Source organism: Pseudazoarcus pumilus (assembly GCF_002872475.1).
Lineage (GTDB): Bacteria > Pseudomonadota > Gammaproteobacteria > Burkholderiales > Rhodocyclaceae > Pseudazoarcus > Pseudazoarcus pumilus.
This window is the reverse complement of record NZ_CP025682.1, coordinates 118,162-133,314: the sequence shown is the minus strand read 5'-3', so window position 1 is coordinate 133,314 and position 15,153 is coordinate 118,162. Positions and strand designations below refer to the sequence as shown.

The following is a 15,153-nucleotide window of genomic DNA, read 5'->3' as shown; positions in this document are numbered from 1 at the left end:
TCCGTCTGTGTAAAGAAAAACGCTTGGCATTGTCAACCAAGGCGTCTCATTCTTGCCAAACTGGTTTGAGCGCGCGCCCACCCGTATAATCGCCGTACTTCTCTGTCTGTGCTCCCGATGCGCTGGTTTCTCTACCTCGTCGCGGCCGCATTCGTGGCGATCATACTCGCGGCCGCGTCGCTCGGCACGATCGTCGCGTTTGCCTGGCCCAAGCTGCCTTCGCTCGAGGCGCTGACCGACTATCGTCCGCGCATCCCCCTTCGCATATTCTCATCCGACGGCCATCTGCTGGGAGAATTCGGTGACGAGCGGCGCGCGGTGGTGCAGATCGAGGAAGTCCCCGAGTCCCTCAAGCAGGCCATTCTCGCCGCCGAGGACGAGCGCTTCTACGAGCACCCCGGCGTCGATCCGATCGGCATCGCGCGCGCCGCGGTGGCCAACATTGTGTCCGGCGGGCGTGGCCAGGGCGCCTCGACGATCACCATGCAGGTCGCGCGCAACTTCTATCTGACGCGCGAGAAGACCTACAACCGCAAGCTCTACGAGATCCTGCTCGCGTTCAAGATCGAGCGCAGCCTCACCAAGGACAAGATCCTCGAGCTCTACATCAACCAGATTTTCCTCGGCCATCGCGCCTACGGCTTCGCCACCGCCGCGCAGACCTATTTCGGCAAGCCGATCGACGAGATCACGCTGGCCGAGGCGGCGATGCTCGCCGGCCTGCCCAAGGCACCCTCGGCCTACAACCCGATCACCAACCTGCATCGCGCCACCATCCGCCAGCACTACGTGCTCGGGCGCATGCGCGACGCCGGCTTCATCGACGACGCGACGCTGGAAGCCGCCAAGAACGCACCCATCACCATCGCCTCTTCGCGACGCTCGCGGCGCGACGTCGACGGTGATTACATCTCCGAGATGGCACGCCAGATCGCGGTCGAACAGTTCGGCGAGGACGCCTACGAACTGGGCCTGCGCATCATCACCACGGTGCGCCTGGAAGAGCAGCACGCCGCGCAGGAAGTCCTGCGCGACGGCATCCTCGCCTACGACCGCCGCCACGGCTACCGTGGCCCCGAAGCATTCGCCGACCTGTCGGGCGTCGACGACGCCGACGACGAACGTCTGGGCGACGCCCTGCTCGACTATCGCGATCATCAGGGTCTGCTCCCGGCCCTCGTGCTCTCGGCCTCGCCCAAGGAAGTGCGCGTGTTCCGCAACGGCGAGATCATCACGATCACCGGCAAGGGCCTGTCCTTCGTCGCGCCCATGCTCGACCAGCGCGCCCCGCAGACGCGGCGCATCCGGCGCGGTGCGATCGTGCGCATTCAAGAGACTGGCGATGAAAGCTGGGAAATCGTGCAACTGCCCGAAGTCGAAGCGGCGCTGATCGGCATCGACGCACAGACCGGCGCGGTGCGCGCGCTCGTCGGCGGCTTCGACTTCCATCGCAACAAGTACAACCACGTCACGCAGGCCTACCGTCAGCCCGGCTCCAGCTTCAAGCCATTCATCTATTCGGCCGCACTCGAACGCGGCTTCTCGCCGGCCACCTACGAGCTCGACGAGCCGCTCTTCTTCCCGGCCGAGATCACCGGCAGCAAGGCCTGGGAGCCGAAGAACTACGACGGCAAGTTCGACGGACCGATCACGCTGCGCGAGGCGCTGGCGCGCTCCCGCAACATGGTCTCGATCCGTGTGCTGCAGGCCATCACGCCCGAGTACGCGCAGGACTACATCGGCCGCTTCGGCTTCGAGCCGGCGCGCCATCCGTCCTTCCTGACGATGGCGCTGGGCGCGGGCTCGGCCACGCCGTGGCAGATGGCCGCCGCCTACGCGGTGTTCGCCAACGGCGGCTTTCGCGTGGAGCCCTACATCGTGCAGGAGATCACCGACGCCAACGGCCGCACGCTGGCGCGATTCGACCCGCCGGTGGCCGGGCGCAACGCGCCGCGCGTACTCGATCCGCGCAACGCCTGGCTGATCGACTCGATGCTGCAGGAAGTCATCCGCAACGGCACCGGGCAACGCGCCAAGACGCTCGGCCGCGACGATCTTGCCGGCAAGACCGGCACCACCAACGACTACGTCGACGCCTGGTTCGCCGGCTACAACCCGGATGTGGTCGCGGTGTCGTGGATGGGCTACAGCCAGCCGAAGAACCTCGGCCGCGGCGAGGGCGGCGCACGCACGGCGCTGCCCGTGTGGATCGACTACATGCGCGTCGCGCTCGACGGCGTCGCCGAGAAGCCGCGCATCCGCCCACCGGGTCTGGTGCCGGTGCGCCACGCCGACAGCGACTACACCGACTTTCACTACGCCGAGTATCCGCCCCCGCAAGCGCCGCCACGCGAGATCGCCGAGATCCCGACGCTGCAGTACCTGACCGACGACAGCGCCTGGCAGGCGCCGCCCGAGACACCGGAGGTCGAAGGCGAGGCCAGCCGCGTGCCCCTGTCGATCCGCGACCTGTTCCAGTCCCGCGACGATGGTCCGGCGCCGACCGAGGACAGCGTGCCCCAGTCCATCCGCGACATCTTCGGCTCGGGCCCCGGGCCCGAGCCGCAAGACCCGCCACCGGGCACGCGCAACGGCCAAACGCCCGCCGAAGTCAGGGAGATCATCTTCCCCCCGCGCGACCGGTAACGGGCTACGGTCTCAGTCCGGGCGCAGCTCGACCGTTTCGCCGCTTTGCTCCGAGATCACGCGCGCGAGCGTCTCGTACAGCTCCGAGCCGTCGCGCGCCGACACCCAGCGACCGTCGCGTGGCGCGAAGTGAAATCCGCCCGACTTCGCCGCGACCCAGATCTCCCGCGCCGCCGTGTGGCGGTTGATCACGACCTTGCTGCCGTCGTCGAATTCCAGCTCGAACACGCCGCCCGGCATGATCTCGAGCTCGACCTCGGCGCCACAGCCCTCGATCGCCGCCTCGATGCGCGCGAGTTCCGCATCGGCCAGCGTGGTAAATGCCGTCTCATCCATGGTGACTCCTTCTGCTAGCATTGCCGTTTTTCCGCCGACTCCCGAACCCATCATGCGCTCAAGCCTGATCATCGCCGCGCTCGGCGGCCTGCTGACCCTGGCCGGCTGCGGCATCAAGGGCGATCTGTACATCCCCGAAGTGCCCGAACTCGAACCACAAGGGCAGCCCGCCGACGAACCGTCCGAAGAAGCCGCGACGAATCCGCCGCCCGCGGACGGCGATGATACCAATCTCGCACCTTTGCAGCCGCGATGACCCACCAACTCTTCCCGACCGCCGCGCTGGTGCGCGGCCCGCACGGCCTCGCCCTCGAAGGGGTGGCGCTGGCCGACATCGCCGCGCATCAGGGCACGCCGACCTTCGTCTATTCGCTGGCCGAGATCCGCCGCGCCTACGGCGCCTGGCGCGACGCGCTGGCCGGGCGCGACGCGCTGGTGTGCTACGCCGTCAAGGCCAATTCCAACCTCGGCGTGCTGTCCGCCTTCGCGCGCATGGGTGCGGGCTTCGACATCGTTTCGGGCGGAGAACTGGCGCGCGTTCTCGCGGCCGGCGGCGAGGCAGGCAAGGTGGTGTTCTCGGGCGTTGGCAAGAGCGAAGTCGAAATGCGTCAGACCCTCTCGGCAGGCATCGGCTGCTTCAACATCGAATCCCCCTCCGAGGTCGCGCGGCTGGATGCGATCGCCCGCGAACTGGGTACGCGCGCCCCGGTGGCGCTGCGCGTCAATCCGGACGTCGACGCCCGCACCCACCCCTACATTTCCACCGGGCTCAAGAACAACAAGTTCGGCATCGCCTTCGACGACGCCTTCGATCTGTATCGCGACGCGGCCGCCCGGCCCGGCCTGCGCGTGGTCGGCATCGCCTGCCACATCGGCTCGCAACTGCTCGACCCGACGCCGATGGCCGACGCCACCACCAAGGTGCTGGAGCTGGTCGATCGGCTCGCCGCGGCCGGCATCGCGCTCGAACACATCGACCTGGGCGGTGGCGTCGGCATCCGCTATCGCGACGAGACGCCGCCCACCATCGCCGAGTACCTCGCGCCCATCCTCGCCCGCCTGGAAGGCCGGCGCGAGGCGCTGCATTTCGAGCCGGGGCGCTCGCTGGTGGGCAATGCCGGCGTGCTGCTCACGCGCGTGGAATACCTCAAGCATGGCGAGACCATGAACTTCGCCGTGGTCGACGCGGCGATGAACGATCTGGCGCGCCCCGCGCTCTACGACGCCTGGCACGAGGTCGTGGAAGTGGCGCCACACGGCGAGCCGCAGACCTACGAGGTGGTCGGCCCGATCTGCGAGAGCGGCGACTTCCTCGCCCACGAGCGCCCCCTCGCGGTGGCCGAAGGCGACCTGCTGGCAATCCTGTCGGCCGGCGCCTACGGCATGACGATGAGTTCCAACTACAACACCCGAGGCCGCGCGGCCGAAGTCATCGTCGACGGCAACGCCATGCACGTGGTGCGCGAACGTGAATCGGTGGAATCCTTGTTTGCGCTGGAGTCGCGCCTGCCGGAGTAATTAGCCGGCGGGCAACTCGTCGATGCAGCGCGCCAGCGCATCCCGCCAGTGCGGCATTTCCAGCCCGAAGCGTGCACGGAAGGCCGCGCCGTCGAGCCGCGAGTTCTTGGGCCTTGCGGCCGGCGTGGGGTAGTCCTCGGTGGCGATCGGCGCGACCTCGGCCACGCGCAAGGCGATGTCAGGCAGCCGCTCGCGCGCCAGCTCGAAGACCGCGCGCGCGAAGCCGCACCACGAAGTCTCGCCTGCGGACGTCAGGTGGAACACCCCCGATTCGAAGCCCTGATGCGCACGCTCGGCCTGTGCCTGGCGCACCGCATGGGCCGTGGCGTCGGCGAGATTGCGTGCCCAGCACGGCGCGCCGATCTGGTCATCGACGATGGTCAGGCGCTCACGCTCCGCACCCAGGCGCAACATGCTGCGCACGAAGTTGGCTCCGCGCGCGGCGAACACCCAGGAAGTACGGAAGATCAGATGATCGCAAGCGGCCGCCGCGATCGCGCGCTCACCGGCGAGCTTGCCGCGCCCGTACTCATTCACCGGCGCAGGCGCGTCCGTCTCGCGCCAGGGCACATCGCCCGAACCGTCGAATACGTAGTCGGTGGAAAAATGCACCAGCAGCGCGCCGGTCTCGCGCGCGATCACGGCCAGCTCGCCCGGCGCCTGGGCGTTGATGCGCTGCGCCAGCGCGATTTCGGACTCGGCGCGGTCGACGGCGGTGTAGGCGGCGGCGTTGACGATGACGTCCGCGCCATGCGCGGCCAGCGCGGCCACCGCATCCGCGTCGGCCAGATCGCAGGCCGCGCGATCCAGCGCGACGACCTCGCCCAGTGGCATCAGGCTGCGCGCCAGCTCGAACCCGAGCTGGCCGCTGCAGCCGGTCACCAGCAGCTTCACGCGAACACCTCGCACTCGGCCAGAGCGCGCCCCTCGCGGTCCTTGGCCGAGAGCAGCGGTGCGGCGCCGTCGAGCGGCCACGCCACGCCCACCGTGGCATCGTCCCAGGCGAGGCAGCGCTCGTGCTCGGGCGCATAGTAGTCGGTGGTCTTGTAGAGGAAATCGGCCGAATCGGAGAGCACCAGGAAGCCGTGCGCGAAGCCTTCCGGAATCCACATCTGCAGGTTGTTGTCGGCCGACAGTTCGGCGCCGGTCCAGCGCCCGAAGGTAGGCGAGGCGTGGCGCAGGTCCACGGCGACGTCGAACACCCGGCCCTGCGTGACGCGCACCAGCTTTCCCTGCGGCTGTTGGATCTGGTAGTGCAGGCCGCGCAGCACGCCGCGCATTGATCGCGAATGGTTGTCCTGCACGAAATCCACCTGCAGACCGGTGGCCTCGGCGAAGGCGCGCGCGTTGTAGCTTTCCATGAAGAAGCCGCGTGCATCGCCGAACACCTTGGGTTCGAGCACCAGCACGTCGGGCAAGTCGGTGGCGATCACGCGCATCAATACACCCGTTCCTCGAGCAGTCGTTTCAGATAGGTACCGTAACCGTTCTTGGCCAGCGGCTCGGCCAACACACGCAGTTGCGCGTCATCGATCCAGCCGGCGCGCCAGGCCACTTCCTCGGGGCAGGCCACCTTGAGGCCCTGGCGCTTTTCGATGGTGTGGATGAACTGGCCGGCCTCGAGCAGGCTCTCGTGCGTGCCGGTGTCGAGCCAGGCGTGGCCGCGCCCCATGCGCTCGACGGTCAGCTCGTCCCACGCGAGGTACCGGCGGTTGACGTCGGTGATCTCCAGCTCGCCGCGCGGGCTGGGCGCCAGATTGCGCGCGATGTCGACCACGCGCTCGTCGTAGAAGTACAGTCCGGTCACGGCGTAGCGGCTCTTGGGCTTCGTCGGCTTTTCCTCCAGCGAGATCGCGCGCCCGCCCGCGTCGAACTCCACCACACCGTAGCGTTCCGGATCGTGCACCGGATAGGCGAAGACGGTGGCGCCACGCTCGCGCAGGCTGGCCGCGGCCAGATCCGGCGCCAGATCGTGGCCGTAGAACAGGTTGTCGCCAAGGATCAGCGCCGACGGGTGACCGTCGAGAAAATCCTCGCCGATCAGGAAGGCCTGCGCCAGCCCGTCCGGGCTGGGCTGCACGGCGTAGCGCAGGTCCAGCCCCCAGGCCGCGCCGTCGCCCAGCAACTGCTCGAAGCGCGGCGTGTCCTGCGGCGTCGAGATGATCAGGATGTCGCGGATGCCCGCCAGCATCAGCGTGCACAGCGGGTAGTAGATCATCGGCTTGTCGTAGACCGGCAGCAGTTGCTTGGATACCGCCAGCGTGGCCGGATGCAGGCGCGTGCCGGAACCGCCGGCGAGGATGATGCCGCGTCGTGCGCTCATCGATGCGTCTCCCTACTTGCGTAGTTACGCGCCATCCAGTCGCGGTAGGCGCCGCTTTGCACGTCGCGTACCCAGTCCAGGTGCTCGAGATACCAGGTCACCGTCTTGCGGATGCCGCTCTCGAAGGTCTCGGCCGGGCGCCAGCCCAGCTCGCGCTCGATCTTGCGCGCGTCGATCGCGTAGCGCCGGTCGTGGCCGGGCCGGTCCTTGACGAAGGTGATCAGGCGCGTGTGCGGCCCGGCCGCGTCGGGCCGCAGTTCGTCGAGCAGCGCACAGATGGTGTCGACGATCTCGCGGTTGGGCTTCTCGTTCCAGCCGCCGATGTTGTATACCTCGCCGACACGCCCGCGCGCGAGCACCGCGCGCACCGCCGCGCAGTGATCGCCCACGTACAGCCAGTCGCGCACGTTGAGCCCGTCGCCATAGACCGGCAGCGCACGCCCGTCGATCGCATTGGCGATCATCAGCGGGATGAGCTTCTCGGGAAACTGGAACGGCCCGTAGTTGTTCGAGCAGTTGGTGGTCAGCACCGGCAGGCCGTAGGTGTGGTGCCAGGCGCGCACCAGATGGTCGGATGCAGCCTTGCTGGCCGAGTACGGCGAGTTCGGCGCATACGCCGTGGTCTCGCTGAAGGCCGGGTCCTTGGGCCCGAGCGAGCCATACACCTCGTCGGTGGACACGTGCAGAAAGCGAAAGCCTTCGCGCTCGGCGCCTTCCAGCGCCGACCAGTACGTGCGCGCGGCCTCGAGCAGCGCGAACGTGCCCTCGACGTTGGTACGCATGAAGTCGCCCGGCCCGTGGATGGAGCGGTCCACGTGGCTCTCTGCCGCGAAATGCACGATGGCGCGCGGCCGGTGTTCGGCAAGCAGGCGATCGACCAGCGCGCGGTCGCAGATGTCGCCATGCACGAAATGGTGGCGCGCATCACCGTCGAGCGAAGCGAGATTGGCGCGGTTGCCCGCGTAGGTCAGCGCATCGAGATTGACGATGCCCTCGTCGTTCGCGGCGAGCCAGTCGAGCACGAAGTTCGCGCCGATGAAGCCCGCGCCGCCGGTGACCAGAATCATGAGCTTGCCCTGTCGAGTTCGTCGTGACGGCCGCGACGGCCGCCGGGAGTGGCGGCATTGTAACGCGTGCCCGATTCGGCAAAGATGAGCGCTGCCCATCGCTGCCGGTAACACCATGCTTCTTCGCCTCGCCTTCGTCACCCTGACCCTGCTCGCCACCCCGGCCCTGGCCGGCGCGCTGCCTGAAACCGTGCAGCGCGCGCTCACCCAGGCTGGCATCGCCGACGACAACGTCACCGTGTGGGTGCAGCCCGTGGACGCCGATTCGCCGACGATCTCGCACAACGCCGACCGCCCGATGAACCCGGCCTCGGTGATGAAGCTGGTCACGGCCTTCGCCGCCTTCGAGCGCCTCGGCCCGGCGTACACGTGGACCACGCGCGTCGCGACCGACGGCACGCTCGACGACGGCGCACTGGCCGGCAATCTGTACCTGATCGGCGGCGGCGACCCCATGCTCGATGTCGGCCGGCTCTACAAGCTCCTCGCCCGCGTGCGCGCCTCCGGCATCACGCATGTAGCCGGCGACATCGTGCTCGACGCCTCGGCGCTGCGCCTGCCGCCGCACGACGAAGCCGCCTTCGACAACCGCCCCTTGCGCCCCTACAACAGCGGCGCCAACGCCCTGCTCGCCAACTTCAACACCGTGCAGTTGCACCTGACCCCGGGCGGGAGACCCGGCGAGCCCGTCGCCGTCGCCGCAGTGCCGGCGCTCGAAGGCGTCGAATTCGATACGCGCATCGTCACGTCCGACGGATTCTGCGGCGCGTGGTGGAGCCGGCTCGACGCGGTTCCCGACGGCGGCAAGCTGGTCCTCACCGGCACACTCCCCATCGACTGCGGCCCACGCGACTGGGCCGTCGCCCCGCTGCCCACCGAAGCCTTCACCGAACGTCTGGTCGCACGATTGTGGCGTGATGCCGGCGGCACGCTCAGCGGCCAGGTGCGCAGCGCCACCACCCTGCCCACCGCGACCACGCTGTTCGCGCAGGACTCGGTCCCGCTCGCCGAAGCCGTACGCGAGATGAACAAGTGGTCGAGCAACGTCATCGCCCGTCAGGTGCTCGCCACGCTGGCGATCGACGACCCGAGCAGCGTAGACATGATCGCCACCGGCGCCTGGCGCGCCCGCGACACGCTGGCCGCCGCCGGCGTCCCGACCCAGGGCCTGGTCATCGAAAACGGCTCCGGCCTCTCCCGCAGCGCCCGCATCCGTGCCGACGCCCTCGGGGCGCTGCTCATCCAGGCATGGAAACGCCCCTGGATGCCCGAATTCGTCTCGTCCCTCTCCATCGCCGGCCTCGACGGCACCGCCCGCAAACGCCTCGCCGACAGCCCGGCCAACGGGCAAGCGCATCTCAAGACAGGGACGATCAACGGGGTGCGCGCCATGGCCGGCTACGTCCTCGACCGCGACGGGCGGCGTCATGCGGTGGTGATGATGGTCAACGATGCGAAGGCGTCGCGGGGAGAGGCGGCGCAGGATGGGGTGGTGGAGTGGGTTTGGGGCGGAGCGGGGAAGTGAGGCGAGACGTTCAGAAGCATCCGGCGCAATGCGCTTCGCTTATTGCACCCTACGCGGGATTGTTGATCTTATAGTCGGCCAGGAGAACGAAACATGAAGTCGCTAAATAAAATAGTCTTTCTCATTGTTTTCGGGTTTTCGCTCATTTCAACACCAGCACTATCTTCTTCAGCGAACAATGCGCTAAGTGCGTGCCTAGCAGACAACACAACCGGAAAAGATAGAAAAACACTTGCAAAGTGGGTTTTTTTCGCCATGTCCGCACATCCAGAGATACAGCGATTCTCATACGTAACAGGCAGGGACCGACGTGAAATGGATGAGCTTATGGCCACCATGGTCACTCGGCTGATAACAGAAGATTGCGCGGCCTCTGCAAGGATGGAAATGAATAGCGGTGGCGTCGACGGACTCGGAGATGCCTTCAAACACTTGGGGGCTCTCGCAATGCGAGAGATCATGAACAACCCTTCAGTTAATTCAACCTTCTCTGGCTACTTAGAGTTTATTGACATGTCAAAATTCGAAGCACTGTTCTCTCGACGCTGAAGGAGCCCACCGCCAATTGGCCCATCAGCTTTTCGAAGGGCGGCAAGGAGGTGGCATGTTTGTCGTGGTGTATTGGTGGCGAGTCAAGCCCGGCAAGGAAGCGCAGTTCCGCGAGGCGTGGCGTCGCGGAACGCGCGAGATCGCACGGATCTACGGGGGCCTTGGCTCTCGTCTGCACAGGGAGGCGGACGGACGCTTCGTGGCGATGGCCGAATGGCCGGACCGGGAGACCTGGCAGCGCGCCTACGACGCGAAGATGATCTACGACGACAAGGAAGCCAGGGCGATGTTCGTGGACGCCATCGCGGAGGTTCCGCCCGACAACAGGCCTGCTTTCATGATGGAGGTCACCGACGACCTGCTCGGGCTGAACGTCGCAAATCCTCCGGAATCAGACTGACCGCACCGAGGTCGCCAGAACCCTTACCAAGCCTTGTCGATCGGTCGGGTGCCTGCAACCTGCCGAGTCGTCCCCAGCCTGACATCGCGCAGCGATGATGCCGCAGGTGCCAAGTGCCCAGCCTACACCACCGGCGGCGGCATCGGCATGGTCTCGCCCTGACCCAGCGTCCACCAGCCGCGGGCGACCCGGTAGAGCACCCACAGGCCGGCGACGATGAGTACACCGAGGCCGATGAAGAAGCCGATGACGGTGAAGATCAGCGCCCAGCCGACGACGAACCACAGCAGTGCGAACCAGAAGGTGCGGATCTGCCAGCGGAAGTGGCTCTCCAGCCAGGTGCCGCGCGCCGAGGCGCGCTTGTAGTAGTTGAGGATGACGGCGGCGATCGACGGCAGGGTGCCGATGAAGCTGGCGAGGATGGTCGCCGCGCCGAAGATCGCGGTGAGCAGCGCGAAGGCGTGCAGGCCGTAGACGACATGGGTGATCAGCCGCAGGTTGTCGAGGTTCATCGCCGGGCCGGGGCCGCGCGGTTGCAGGTCTTCGCTCATCGATTGGTCTCCGTCACAGTCCGAGTTGATCCCACATTTCGTCCACGCGCGCCTTCACGGCCGCGTCCATGACGATGGGCGTGCCCCATTCGCGGGTGGTCTCGCCGGGCCACTTGTTGGTGGCGTCGATGCCCATCTTGCTGCCCAGGCCGGCCACCGGGCTGGCGAAGTCGAGGTAGTCGATGGGGGTGTTGTCGACCAGCGTAGTGTCGCGCGTGGCGTCCACGCGGGTGGTCATGGCCCAGATCACCTCTTTCCAGTCGCGGATGTCCACGTCCTCATCCACGACGATGATGAACTTGGTGTACATGAACTGGCGCAGAAAGCTCCAGATGCCGAACATCACGCGCTTGGCGTGGCCGGGGTACTGCTTGCGGATGCTGACCACGGCTAGCCGGTAGGAGCAGCCTTCGGGCGGCAGGTAGAAATCCACGATCTCGGTGAACTGGCGCTGCAGCAGCGGCACGAAGACCTCGTTGAGCGCGAGGCCGAGCATGGCCGGCTCGTCGGGTGGCTTTCCGGTGTAGGTGGAGTGGTAGATCGGGTTCTTCCGCATGGTGATGCGGTTGATGGTGAACACCGGGAATTCCGAGACTTCGTTGTAGTAGCCGGTGTGGTCGCCATAGGGGCCTTCCGGCGCCATGTCGTCGGGGTGGATCACGCCTTCGAGCACGATCTCGGCGGACGCCGGCACCTGCAGATCGGAGTCCATGCACTTGACCAGTTCGGTCTTGGAGCCGCGCAGCAGGCCTGCGAACTGATACTCGGACAGCGTATCCGGCACCGGCGTGACCGCGCCGAGGATGGTCGCCGGGTCGCAGCCGAGCACCACCGCCACCGGGAAGGGTTCGCCGGGATGGGCGAGCTGGTGATCGCGGAAATCCAGCGCGCCGCCGCGATGGGCGAGCCAGCGCATGATCACGCGATCCCTGCCGATGACCTGCTGACGGTAGATGCCCAGATTCTGGCGCTTCTTGCCCGGCCCGCGTGTCACCACCAGCCCCCAGGTGATCAGCGGCGCGGCATCCCCCGGCCAGCAGTGCTGGATGGGCAGTCTGGCCAGATCGACGGCATCGCCCTCCCACACCACCTGCTGGCAGGGCGCGGAGCGAACGACCTTGGGCGCCATGTTGAGTACCTGGCGGAACACCGGCAGCTTGTCCCAGGCATCGCGAAATCCCTTGGGCGGCTCGGGCTCCTTGAGAAAGGCGAGCAGCTTGCCGACCTCGCGCAGCGATTCCTTCCAGTCGCCGGACTCGCCCATGCCCCAGGCCACGCGCTGCGGCGTGCCGAACAGGTTGGCGAGCACCGGGATGTCCTGCGGCACGCCATGCGTCACCGGCTTTTCGAAGAGCAGCGCCGGGCCGCCGGCGCGCAGCACGCGGTCGGCGATCTCGGTCATCTCCAGATGGGTGTCCACCGGCACGCGGATACGCCTGAGTTCGCCCATCTCCTCGAGGCGGGCGATGAAGTCGCGCAGGTCATCGTATTTCATCGGCAGCGGTTGATGGCGGTGCGCGTCGCCTGCGCCGCGAAGCGCGCGGCGGCCGCGAAGTCTTCGCCATCACCGGCGTACAGGATGGCGCGTGACGAATTGATGATCAGGCCGGTGCCGTCGCGGCTGCGTCCGGCCGCGAGCACGGCAGCGATGTCGCCGCCCTGCGCGCCGATGCCCGGCACCAGCAGCGGCATGTCGCCGGTGATCTGGCGCACGCGCGCGATCTCGTCGGGGAAGGTCGCGCCGACCACCAGACCGAGGTTGCCGCTGGCATTCCACTCGTCGGCGGCCAGACGCGCGACCCGCTCGTAGAGCTTCTCGCCGCCGACATCGAGAAACTGCAGGTCGCTGCCGCCGGCGTTCGAGGTGCGGCACAGCAGGATCACGCCACGATCGGCGTATTCCAGATACGGCTCGATGGAATCACGCCCCATGTAGGGATTGACCGTGACGGCATCCGCGCCGTAGCGCCGGAAGGCCTCGCGCGCGTACTGCGCGGCGGTGCTGCCGATGTCGCCGCGCTTGGCGTCGAGGATCACCGGAATGCCGGGGTGACGCTCGTGGATGTGGCGGATCAGGTCTTCTAGCTGGTCTTCGGCGCGCGCCGCGGCGAAGTAGGCGATCTGCGGCTTGAAGCAGCACACGGCGTCGGCCGTGGCGTCGACGATGTCGCGACAGAAGGCGAGGATGGCGTCGGGCCGCTCGTGCAGGTGGGCGGGCAGGCGCGCCGGGTCCGGGTCGAGACCGACGCACAGCAGGCTGTCGGCGCGCTGCCAGCGCTCGGCGAGGGCGTTCATGAAATGCATCGGGTGTTTCCGTATCGTCGCAGCGTGCATGATAAGCGCTCCGCGCGCCGGCCAGAAACACACAGGGGCCTCGCGGCCCCTGTGCGTTGCGAAACCAGCGGCTGGATACTTATTTCTTCTCGATGCCGAGAATCACCATGGCCTGGTGCAGCGTGTCGACCGACTCGCCATGCTTGCCGGCCTTGTGCAGTTCCTCGCCCTTGGCGCGCAGCGACTTCACCTCGGTCATCTGGGCTTCCGTCAACTGCGGGTTGGTCGCCAACGCCTCGTCGATCTGCTTCATGTCGGCCGGGCAGTGTGCGGCGAAGGCCGCGCCCGATGCGAACAGTGCGGTGAGCGCGATGAGCAATGTCTTCTTCATGCAGACCTCCAATTGGGATACGCGAAAACGTTCGCGCACGGCGTGGACCGGCGCACGGCGCGTTCGTTCGCGCGGCGCCTATGCTCAGCGTAGCAGCGTATCGAGCACCACGCCGGCGAAGATCGTCGCGCCGAACCAGTTGTTGTGCAGGAAGGCGCGGAAGCAGTCCGCGCGCTCGCGCTCGCGGATCAGGCCGTAGTGGTGCCAGGCGATGCCGGCCGCGCCACACAGGCCGAGCACGTAGTACATCGGCCCCAGCCCGGCGATGGCCCCGGCCACCGCCATCAACACCAGCATCGCTGCGTAGCAGCCCATCACGGCCGTGACGTCGTAACGGCCGAAGGTAATGGCCGCGCTCTTGACCCCGATCTTCAGGTCATCCGGGCGGTCGACCATGGCGTACTCGGTGTCGTAGGCCATTGCCCAGAACACGTTGGCCAGCACCATCAGCCACGCCACGCCCGGCACTTCACCCTGCACTGCCGCGAAACCCATCGGAATGCCGAAACCGAAGGCGATGCCCAGCCACGCCTGCGGGATCGCCAGCACGCGCTTGGTGAACGGATAGATCGCCGCGATCAGCACGGCCGGAATCGACAGCGCGATCACCAGCGAATCGAGGAACAGCACCAGGAACAGCGCGGCCAGCGCGAGGATGGCGGCGACCATCAGGGCCTCGCCCGGCATCACGTCGCCGGTGACGATGGGGCGTGCGCGCGTGCGCTCGACGTGGCCGTCGATGTTGCGGTCGGCGTAGTCGTTGATCGCGCAGCCGGCCGAGCGCATCAGCACCGTGCCGGCGACGAAGATCGCCAGCACGTGCAGCGGCGGCACCCCGTCGGCGGCGATCCACAACCCCCACAGCGTCGGCCACATCAGCAGCAGGATGCCGATGGGGCGATCCAGCCGCGTCAGGCGCAGGTAGTGGGGCAGTCGTTCGGAGAAGCGGAAGGTCTTGTCGGTCATGCAGGCAGATCGAGTATCGCAGGCAGGAAGATTTCACTGACGAGCAGGCGGCGCCCGTGCAGCCGGAACACCGAGCGGCGCCCCCACAGCTCGCGCGGCAGCGAGTCGGGCGACAGCGCCGCGGCCGCCGCGCGGTGGCGTGCATCGCGCGCATCGAGCCGCGCACACGCCAGTCGCCCGCGCACGACGCGCGGATTGGCGAACAGCGCCGCACCCAGCGGACGCGAGCCGATGGTCGCGAACAGGCGCGAGCCGGCCCTCACGGTAGCACGCGGCATCACCGAGCGCGCATACACCACCGGCACGCCATCGGCCAGCAGCAGCACCTCGCGCACCCAAGCCCAGTCGCCGGCGGCCAGCCCCAGCAACGGTGCCTCGTCGGCCAGCACGCGGTCCAGGCGCTGGCGCAGCACACGCACCGCGAAGACATCGCAACGCGCACGAATGCGTGCCGTCAACGACCCGGGATCGCGCAACCAGCCGTCCATCCCGCGCGGCAGCAGGGCCGGCAGAAGATGGCCTCGCCATCGGTCGGACGGGGTTCTAGAGGACATGGGCGTACGGGATCGAAACAGCGGGCATCTTACCGGATGGACGGGCGATGTTT

17 protein-coding genes are annotated in these 15,153 nt (G+C 67.4%); 6 read left to right on the top strand and 11 right to left on the bottom strand.

Features of this window, described 5'->3' with window-relative positions; all coding sequences use genetic code 11:
- Window positions 1-117: 117 nt before the first annotated feature.
- Window positions 118-2,646, top strand: a complete 2,529-nt coding sequence (locus tag C0099_RS00675) for a penicillin-binding protein 1A (protein WP_102245652.1) — start codon at window positions 118-120, stop codon at window positions 2,644-2,646.
- A 12-nt stretch (window positions 2,647-2,658) separates the two neighbouring features.
- On the opposite strand, the gene cyaY is transcribed toward C0099_RS00675, so the two are convergent.
- A complete protein-coding gene (cyaY, locus tag C0099_RS00670; protein ID WP_102245651.1) occupies window positions 2,659-2,982 on the bottom strand; it encodes an iron donor protein CyaY in 324 nt (107 codons plus the stop codon).
- 52 nt (window positions 2,983-3,034) lie between these two features.
- On the opposite strand from cyaY, the gene lptM reads away from it, so the two are divergent.
- Both lptM and lysA read left to right on the top strand, forming a co-directional pair.
- Window positions 3,035-3,238 carry an LPS translocon maturation chaperone LptM gene (gene lptM / locus C0099_RS00665; protein ID WP_102245650.1) on the top strand — a complete coding sequence of 68 codons (204 nt, stop codon included), beginning with the start codon at window positions 3,035-3,037 and terminating at the stop codon, window positions 3,236-3,238.
- Window positions 3,235-4,500 carry a diaminopimelate decarboxylase gene (gene lysA / locus C0099_RS00660; RefSeq protein ID WP_102245649.1) on the top strand — a complete coding sequence of 422 codons (1,266 nt, stop codon included), beginning with the start codon at window positions 3,235-3,237 and terminating at the stop codon, window positions 4,498-4,500. The genes lptM and lysA overlap by 4 nt, the downstream gene beginning before the upstream one ends.
- Here lysA and rfbD read toward each other — a convergent pair whose 3' ends face one another.
- Genes rfbD through rfbB form a run of 4 tightly spaced genes read right to left on the bottom strand, consistent with a single transcriptional unit; the run spans window position 4,501 to window position 7,890 of the window.
- Window positions 4,501-5,394 carry a dTDP-4-dehydrorhamnose reductase gene (gene rfbD / locus C0099_RS00655; RefSeq protein WP_102245648.1) on the bottom strand — a complete coding sequence of 298 codons (894 nt, stop codon included), beginning with the start codon at window positions 5,392-5,394 and terminating at the stop codon, window positions 4,501-4,503.
- On the bottom strand, window positions 5,391-5,939 hold the full coding sequence (gene rfbC / locus C0099_RS00650; protein ID WP_102245647.1) for a dTDP-4-dehydrorhamnose 3,5-epimerase: 549 nt from the start codon (window positions 5,937-5,939) through the stop codon (window positions 5,391-5,393). The genes rfbD and rfbC overlap by 4 nt, the downstream gene beginning before the upstream one ends.
- The gene (gene rfbA / locus C0099_RS00645) at window positions 5,939-6,823 is read right to left on the bottom strand and encodes a glucose-1-phosphate thymidylyltransferase RfbA (protein ID WP_102245646.1); all 885 of its coding nucleotides are present in this window, start codon (window positions 6,821-6,823) and stop codon (window positions 5,939-5,941) included. Before rfbA ends, rfbC begins: the two co-directional genes overlap by 1 nt.
- Entirely contained in the window at window positions 6,820-7,890 is a 1,071-nt protein-coding gene (rfbB, locus tag C0099_RS00640) for a dTDP-glucose 4,6-dehydratase (RefSeq protein WP_102245645.1), read from the bottom strand. The genes rfbA and rfbB overlap by 4 nt, the downstream gene beginning before the upstream one ends.
- 115 nt (window positions 7,891-8,005) lie before the next feature.
- On the opposite strand from rfbB, the gene dacB reads away from it, so the two are divergent.
- The 3 genes from dacB (at window position 8,006) to C0099_RS00630 (ending at window position 10,364) form a co-directional block, all read left to right on the top strand.
- Window positions 8,006-9,415, top strand: a complete 1,410-nt coding sequence (gene dacB / locus C0099_RS00635) for a D-alanyl-D-alanine carboxypeptidase/D-alanyl-D-alanine endopeptidase (RefSeq protein ID WP_102245644.1) — start codon at window positions 8,006-8,008, stop codon at window positions 9,413-9,415.
- A 93-nt stretch (window positions 9,416-9,508) separates the two neighbouring features.
- Complete coding sequence (locus tag C0099_RS15810) at window positions 9,509-9,964, top strand: hypothetical protein (protein WP_123785201.1); 456 nt, start codon at window positions 9,509-9,511, stop codon at window positions 9,962-9,964.
- 55 nt (window positions 9,965-10,019) lie between these two features.
- Window positions 10,020-10,364: an antibiotic biosynthesis monooxygenase family protein gene (locus tag C0099_RS00630; protein ID WP_102245643.1), complete on the top strand. Its 345-nt coding sequence runs from the start codon at window positions 10,020-10,022 to the stop codon at window positions 10,362-10,364.
- A gap of 122 nt (window positions 10,365-10,486) precedes the next feature.
- Here the strand turns inward: C0099_RS00630 and C0099_RS00625 are convergent, their stop codons facing one another.
- From C0099_RS00625 to C0099_RS00600, 6 genes are all read right to left on the bottom strand, one after another.
- The gene (locus C0099_RS00625) at window positions 10,487-10,915 is read right to left on the bottom strand and encodes a DUF4870 family protein (RefSeq protein ID WP_173768935.1); all 429 of its coding nucleotides are present in this window, start codon (window positions 10,913-10,915) and stop codon (window positions 10,487-10,489) included.
- A gap of 13 nt (window positions 10,916-10,928) precedes the next feature.
- The gene (ubiD, locus tag C0099_RS00620) at window positions 10,929-12,410 is read right to left on the bottom strand and encodes a 4-hydroxy-3-polyprenylbenzoate decarboxylase (RefSeq protein ID WP_102245642.1); all 1,482 of its coding nucleotides are present in this window, start codon (window positions 12,408-12,410) and stop codon (window positions 10,929-10,931) included.
- A complete protein-coding gene (gene pyrF, locus C0099_RS00615; RefSeq protein WP_102245641.1) occupies window positions 12,407-13,219 on the bottom strand; it encodes an orotidine-5'-phosphate decarboxylase in 813 nt (270 codons plus the stop codon). Before pyrF ends, ubiD begins: the two co-directional genes overlap by 4 nt.
- A 109-nt stretch (window positions 13,220-13,328) precedes the next feature.
- Window positions 13,329-13,580 carry a hypothetical protein gene (locus C0099_RS00610; RefSeq protein WP_102245640.1) on the bottom strand — a complete coding sequence of 84 codons (252 nt, stop codon included), beginning with the start codon at window positions 13,578-13,580 and terminating at the stop codon, window positions 13,329-13,331.
- A gap of 84 nt (window positions 13,581-13,664) precedes the next feature.
- Window positions 13,665-14,546, bottom strand: a complete 882-nt coding sequence (ubiA, locus tag C0099_RS00605) for a 4-hydroxybenzoate octaprenyltransferase (RefSeq protein ID WP_102245639.1) — start codon at window positions 14,544-14,546, stop codon at window positions 13,665-13,667.
- Window positions 14,543-15,100: a chorismate--pyruvate lyase family protein gene (locus C0099_RS00600; protein WP_173768934.1), complete on the bottom strand. Its 558-nt coding sequence runs from the start codon at window positions 15,098-15,100 to the stop codon at window positions 14,543-14,545. Before C0099_RS00600 ends, ubiA begins: the two co-directional genes overlap by 4 nt.
- Between the last annotated feature and the right edge of the window lie 53 nt (window positions 15,101-15,153).